General features: G+C 38.6%; 7 protein-coding genes. 2 read left to right on the forward strand and 5 right to left on the reverse strand.

What is annotated here, in order from left to right; all coding sequences use genetic code 11:
- Positions 1 to 275 precede the first annotated feature (275 nt).
- Positions 276 to 974, forward strand: coding sequence for a Crp/Fnr family transcriptional regulator (locus G6554_RS25005; RefSeq protein WP_166246805.1), 699 nt, complete (start codon positions 276 to 278; stop codon positions 972 to 974).
- A 49-nt stretch (positions 975 to 1,023) separates the two neighbouring features.
- Here the strand turns inward: G6554_RS25005 and G6554_RS25010 are convergent, their stop codons facing one another.
- Together G6554_RS25010 and G6554_RS25015 are read right to left on the reverse strand one after the other, a co-directional pair.
- Complete coding sequence (locus G6554_RS25010; protein ID WP_166246806.1) at positions 1,024 to 2,151, reverse strand: TIGR04053 family radical SAM/SPASM domain-containing protein; 1,128 nt, start codon at positions 2,149 to 2,151, stop codon at positions 1,024 to 1,026.
- 205 nt (positions 2,152 to 2,356) lie between these two features.
- Positions 2,357 to 3,217, reverse strand: coding sequence for a DegV family protein (locus tag G6554_RS25015; protein WP_166246807.1), 861 nt, complete (start codon positions 3,215 to 3,217; stop codon positions 2,357 to 2,359).
- Positions 3,218 to 3,305: 88 nt separating this feature from the next.
- Between G6554_RS25015 and G6554_RS25020 the strand changes: the two genes are divergently transcribed.
- Complete coding sequence (locus tag G6554_RS25020; RefSeq protein WP_166246808.1) at positions 3,306 to 4,148, forward strand: YitT family protein; 843 nt, start codon at positions 3,306 to 3,308, stop codon at positions 4,146 to 4,148.
- A 46-nt stretch (positions 4,149 to 4,194) separates the two neighbouring features.
- Here G6554_RS25020 and G6554_RS25025 read toward each other — a convergent pair whose 3' ends face one another.
- The 3 genes from G6554_RS25025 to G6554_RS25035 all read right to left on the reverse strand — a co-directional run bounded on the left by G6554_RS25025 (position 4,195) and on the right by G6554_RS25035 (position 5,462).
- On the reverse strand, positions 4,195 to 4,380 hold the full coding sequence (locus G6554_RS25025) for a DUF3813 domain-containing protein (RefSeq protein ID WP_166246809.1): 186 nt from the start codon (positions 4,378 to 4,380) through the stop codon (positions 4,195 to 4,197).
- A 1-nt stretch (position 4,381) separates the two neighbouring features.
- The gene (locus G6554_RS25030) at positions 4,382 to 4,534 is read right to left on the reverse strand and encodes a hypothetical protein (protein WP_166246810.1); all 153 of its coding nucleotides are present in this window, start codon (positions 4,532 to 4,534) and stop codon (positions 4,382 to 4,384) included.
- A gap of 118 nt (positions 4,535 to 4,652) precedes the next feature.
- Positions 4,653 to 5,462, reverse strand: coding sequence for a Cof-type HAD-IIB family hydrolase (locus G6554_RS25035; protein WP_166246811.1), 810 nt, complete (start codon positions 5,460 to 5,462; stop codon positions 4,653 to 4,655).
- Positions 5,463 to 5,593 lie beyond the last annotated feature (131 nt).

Consider the following 5,593-nt stretch of genomic DNA (forward strand, 5'->3'; position numbering starts at 1 on the left):
ATTCACTACTTATATACCTTTCATTATTATTCTTATCTTAACAGATGTTTGTATATGATTAAACGATTGATTTTGGAAATCATTTTCCGCTATTTCTATCCCTCCATTCCATTTATACCATATGGTCTAACTTATTTTTTAATTTCCGTTGAAGTTTTCACTATATTGTCATTGTTTACTGGATTTTACCGACTAATCTTGAGATAAAATGTTACTAATGAACTTAATAAATTGAAAATGACTGGTATAGAAAAATCAGTTTGAGGTGATTTAAGATGACAGCGACAATGAAGCCAACTCATTCCATTGAGATAAAAGAACTACTTACATTTGCTGACCGGAAATTTAAAAGTGAAAGAGGAAGCTATCTATTTCAGGAAGGAATGTTAGCAGAAGAGCTATTCATTATTATTTCTGGCAAGATTCAAATCAGTAAAATTACTTCTGATGGCCGTGAACTTTCACTCCGAATTTGCAGCGCCAATGATATTTGCGGTGAATTAACACTTTTCACCGACAATCCGCGCTATCTATTAAGCGCAAAGGTGCTTGAAGAAGGGGAAATTGTTGCCATCAAAAAAGATGTGATAGAAAGTGAAATTTTCCAAAATAGTAAACTTGCCTTTGAGTTTATGAAATGGATGAGTGATCATTTCCGCAAAACGCAGACTAAATTTCGCGACCTTGTTTTAAATGGAAAACGGGGTGCCTTATTTTCTACGCTTATACGGATGTCCAACAGCTATGGGACCCCAAAAGGAAACGAAATCTTAATTGACCTGCCCTTAACCAATCAAGAACTGGCAAATTTCTGTGGTACCTCCCGTGAAAGTACCAATCGGATCCTTAGTGAGTTAAAGCGTGATAAGATTATTTCGATAAAAAAAGGAAAGATTTCTATTTTAGACCTGCAATATTTAAAAGATGAAATTGGCTGTGAAAATTGCTCAGCCATCTATTGTAATATAGAATAATGCTAGTATTGACAAGGCTGTCTCAAATAATTGAGACAGCCTTGTTTTTCTAGTTTTGTGCTTGTTTTTCCCTTAGTACTTTCGGAACATACACGCAGAATGGTTCACTTTCAAGATAATCGCCTGTCATCGCAAACGCCCTTGATCTTGAACCCCCACAAACATAGCGAAATTCACAGACACCGCATTTTCCTTTAAATTCGTCTGGTTTTCGTAAGGCCTTAAAGATTGGCGATTCACGGTAGATCTCTGCTAATGGTGTCTCCCGAACATTCCCTGCCTTTACAGGCAGCAATCCGCTAGGATAAACATCACCGATATGGGAAATAAACACAAAGCCATTACCGTCGTTGACACCTTTAGGGGCACGTCCAAGTCCATCAATGGAACCTGTTAACCCTTTTTCTGTCAAAGCACTTAAATAATCGATTTCATCTGTCTGCGCCTTTGCTTCGCGCATCTTTTGCTGAATGACAACACGGCGGTAATGCATCGCCTCTGTTGTCTTAATGTCGAATGGCACACGCTTGCTTAGGTCGTACAACCATCTGAGAACCTTTTCAGTTTCCACAGGTGAAACCATGTCAGTTACCTGCCCTCTTCCAGTTGGGACAAGAAAAAAGACACTCCAAAGCACGCATTTTAATTCCTCAACCAGTTTTGCCATCTCTTCAAGATGTTCAAAATTGTATCTAGAAACAACCGTGTTAATTTGGATTGGCATTTCCAATTCGTGCAAATACTTAATTTTTTCCATGGTCAGATCAAACGAACCTGCTGTCCCGCGGAAATGGTCATGAATCTCGGCGGTGGGTCCGTCAAGACTAAAAGCCCATCGCGATAGGCCGACTTCCTTTGCTTTCTGCATTGCCTCCATCGTTACATTCGGTGTAGCACTTGGCGTCATCGAAACCCGGACACCCTTTTGAACTGCATACTTGGCAATATCAAAAACATCTTCCCTCATCAAAGGATCGCCACCTGTAAAGACAAGGATGGGATTATTCATATCGTATATTTGATCGATTAGATTTTTGCCTTCTTCAAATGTTAATTCGCGTGGATCCCTTGCATATTGCGCATCTGCACGACAATGCAGGCATTTTAATTGGCAAGCACGTGTCAGCTCCCATATAACGATAAATGGATCTTTGTTAAAATCTCGGTTAAAAGACAAGTGAAACGCCCCCTAAAAAAACAGCTTTTTCAAACGCAAACAGCCTTAATACTCTGTATTATAAACGTGTCTATGTTTGAAAAAAGTGAACTACCTCACAGACTAGGGGGCATATATGTCCGAAATGTGAAAGCTATAAGAAAAGCGCAGGAGCTGGACAATTTTCAAAGTCGAAATTTTATCATGCTTTATCTTTAAAAAAAATTTAGGAAGGCAGCTTGTTTAAAAAGAATATTGAAATGGTCCCAGGTCCTGTGTGCGCCCCAATAGCTGAGCCAATCGAGGAAATATACACCTCTTTCGGATTAAATTCCTCTTCGAACATCGCTTTTACTTCCAAAGCCGTTTCAAGATTATCTGCATGGCTGATGCTAATGACCTGCTCCTGCAAATTAGACCCTCGCTCGTTCATGATTTCAATGATTCGGCGAAATACTTTCTTTTTCCCTCTGATTTTTTCAATAGGAACAAGTTTCCCTTCTTCCATATTTAAAATCGGCTTAATATTTAATAATCCACCTAAAAACGCAGAAGCTTTCGAAACCCTGCCGCCTTTTGCCAAATAATCTAAATCTTCTACTGTAAAAATATGCTCCATGTGCTCGCTTCTAAATAGGACATCTTCTAAAATTTTTTCTTTCGTAACGTTATTTGCCGCGAGCCTCGCTGCTTCTTGAACAATCAGTCCAATTCCAAGTGATGCACATTTCGTATCAACTATCGTTATTTGTAGGTTTGGATATTTTTCCTTGACTTGGTCAAGAATCATAACAGCGGTTGAATATGTACCGGACAATGCGGAAGAAAAGGCAATATAAATTCCTTCTTCATTTTTTTCTGCCATTTCTGTAAAAACTTTTTCAAACAAAAGTGGGGACACTTGAGATGTTTTTGGTATGACACCACCGCGGATGGCATCATAAACCATTTTTGGATCAATGGTTTTTACATCCTCATATTCTTGTTCATTAATTTCAACCTTTAAGGGAAATAACGTAACATGATTTTCTTCATAAAAACTTTTTGGTAAATCACATGCGCTATCAGCGAGTATTTTTACCGGCATGAAGCTCACCTCATTCATAACTTATTATTTTACATTCAGTTTATCGGTTTCGGCTTAAAAATACAATTTAAATTAAGGGGGCACACCATTGATTTGGCTACAGACGAAAAAAGCTTTTATTGTTGCGGTTGGTGCATTGTTAAATGCACTCGCCATGAATTTATTTCTCATTCCAGCGAATGTATACTCCAGCGGTTTTACCGGAATTGCACAATTACTTTCGAAAGTCCTTAGTGATTATACACCCATTCATGTCTCAATGGGTTTTTTATTGCTTGTCCTCAATATTCCCGTTGCAATTCTCGGTTGGAAGAAGGTAGGTAAATCGTTTACGATTTATAGTTTTATGAGTGTGTTACTATCGTCTCTGTTTCTAACATTGGTTCCAATCCAGAAATTTTCACATGATATCTTACTGAATGCCGTATTTGGCGGAGTCATTCAAGCAATCGGGGTTGGGATCACTTTAAAATGGGGAGCATCCACAGGCGGTGTTGATATTATTGCGATGGTTTTATCAAGACTTAAAGACAAACCTGTTGGGCCATATATGTTCGTATTAAACGGGATTATCGTTATGACCGCTGGCTTCTTATTTGGCTGGGAAAAAGCCCTTTACACACTGGTGGTCTTATATGCCTCGACGAGGGTTGTTGATGCTATCCATACAAGGCATGCCAAGTTGACAGCGATGATTATTACCAAAAAGGCAGAAGAGCTGAAAAAAGCGATTCATGCTTCGCTTGTTAGGGGTATAACAATGATTCCCGCTAAAGGGGCGTTTTCCAATGAATCAAAGGATATGCTGATGATCGTCATTACCCGCTATGAACTTTATGATTTAGAAAGAATCATTAAGGAAGTGGATCCCCTAGCGTTTACAAACATCGTACAGACGACCGGGGTTTATGGATTCTTTCGCAGAGATTAGAAAAGCGGAAGCGCCTTGTTATGGCGTTCCCGCTTTCTTTTTTTCCTTACTGAATATGATCAAGCTCTTGTTGCATTTGTTGGAGCTGGGCTTGCTCTGCGACAGTCGAGTTGGCAAAAGCAGAACTTAGGGAATTCTTAGCCTTTGCGACTGCAGAATCAAGGTCATTAGGGTTAGCGGATTTCGCCATTTCCACAAATCTCCGTGCTTCCTGGAATAATTGGTTTCCCATGTTATATTCCTCCAAGCGAGGATTCGTGCACATTGGCCATCTTCTGAGCTTCTGCTTCAGCGTAGGTCATGTGATAAGGAATACGTTCTGCATGCTTGCTAACTGTATCCTTTCCTTGCTGGACAAAGCGTTTTGATTTGTTTGATTTACCCATTCGAATCCCTCCAATATGCTAAGAAGCTTATATTGAAACAGCAACGCTGCCTCAAAAATTAGTATGCTCCAAAAGCAGACCGTTCATTTAGGAAAAGCTTGGTCAAGGTGCTTCCGCGTTATAATTTTAACAAATCCGCTAAATATGCCCCAACACCATCTTCTTCATTACTCAAGGTTACATCATTAGCGATATTCTTTACCTGGTCAATCCCATTTCCCATCGCAATTCCATGACCGGCATATTCAAGCATTTCCAAATCATTGTCTTCGTCGCCAAAAGCAATAATTCTTTCAGCTGGGATCCCAAAGTAATCTGCTGCCTTTTTCAAGCCTACAGCTTTATTTAACCCAACTTTAATGATTTCAATGACATGCCACGGTGCAGCCCAGCTTCGTTGTTCAATCACTTCGGCGTGAATCTCAGATAAATGATTACGAATTAATTTAAGCTGATCTTCCTCTGTATGGATCAACATACTTGTAGGTGCATCGTTTAAAAAGTTTTGTAAATCACCTGTGGTAATTTTGGGATTGCCAAAGCTAAAAATATCTAAAAGCTTCTCATCATGGTAATGGAAATAAATATCGTCCATTACTTCGGCAATTATATTGTGAAACTGAAAACTTCTGCAAGCTTCGACAATGTCCTTTGCTACTTTTACATCAAGTGGTTCATGATAGAATCCCCAGCTTGAATCAAGCGGATGATGCATAAAAGCTCCATTAAAATTAACAATTGGTGTGTTTAGCTCCAATTCGCGATAATACATTTCACTTGAACGATAAGGTCTGCCGGTTGCAATCATGACAATATGACCTTCAGCTTTTGCTTTTTGAATAATTTCCTTATTTTTTTGAGAAATAGTTTTATCATCTTTTAATAAAGTTCCATCTAAGTCTAATGCGATTAAATGTTTTTCTGCCATATTAACTCCTTCTTATTTCAAATTTCCGTTAGTGAATGCAATGCTTTAGGAAAAAAATTGTTTACATGGTACACTACATGTAGGAATGATGATTATTATTTCTATATTTACTATGTTAACAACTTTATATC

This window comes from Bacillus sp. MM2020_4, assembly GCF_011250555.1.
Taxonomy (GTDB): domain Bacteria; phylum Bacillota; class Bacilli; order Bacillales; family Cytobacillaceae; genus Neobacillus.

Bases quoted from the DNA above. Each gene is read 5' to 3' on its own strand.
- G6554_RS25005 (WP_166246805.1), top strand. From the start codon at position 276: ATGACAGCGACAATGAAGCCAACTCATTCCATTGAGATAAAAGAACTA.
- G6554_RS25015 (WP_166246807.1), bottom strand. From the start codon at position 3,217: ATGCCGGTAAAAATACTCGCTGATAGCGCATGTGATTTACCAAAAAGT.
- G6554_RS25025 (WP_166246809.1), bottom strand. From the start codon at position 4,380: ATGGGAAACCAATTATTCCAGGAAGCACGGAGATTTGTGGAAATGGCG.
- G6554_RS25030 (WP_166246810.1), bottom strand. From the start codon at position 4,534: ATGGGTAAATCAAACAAATCAAAACGCTTTGTCCAGCAAGGAAAGGAT.
- G6554_RS25035 (WP_166246811.1), bottom strand. From the start codon at position 5,462: ATGGCAGAAAAACATTTAATCGCATTAGACTTAGATGGAACTTTATTA.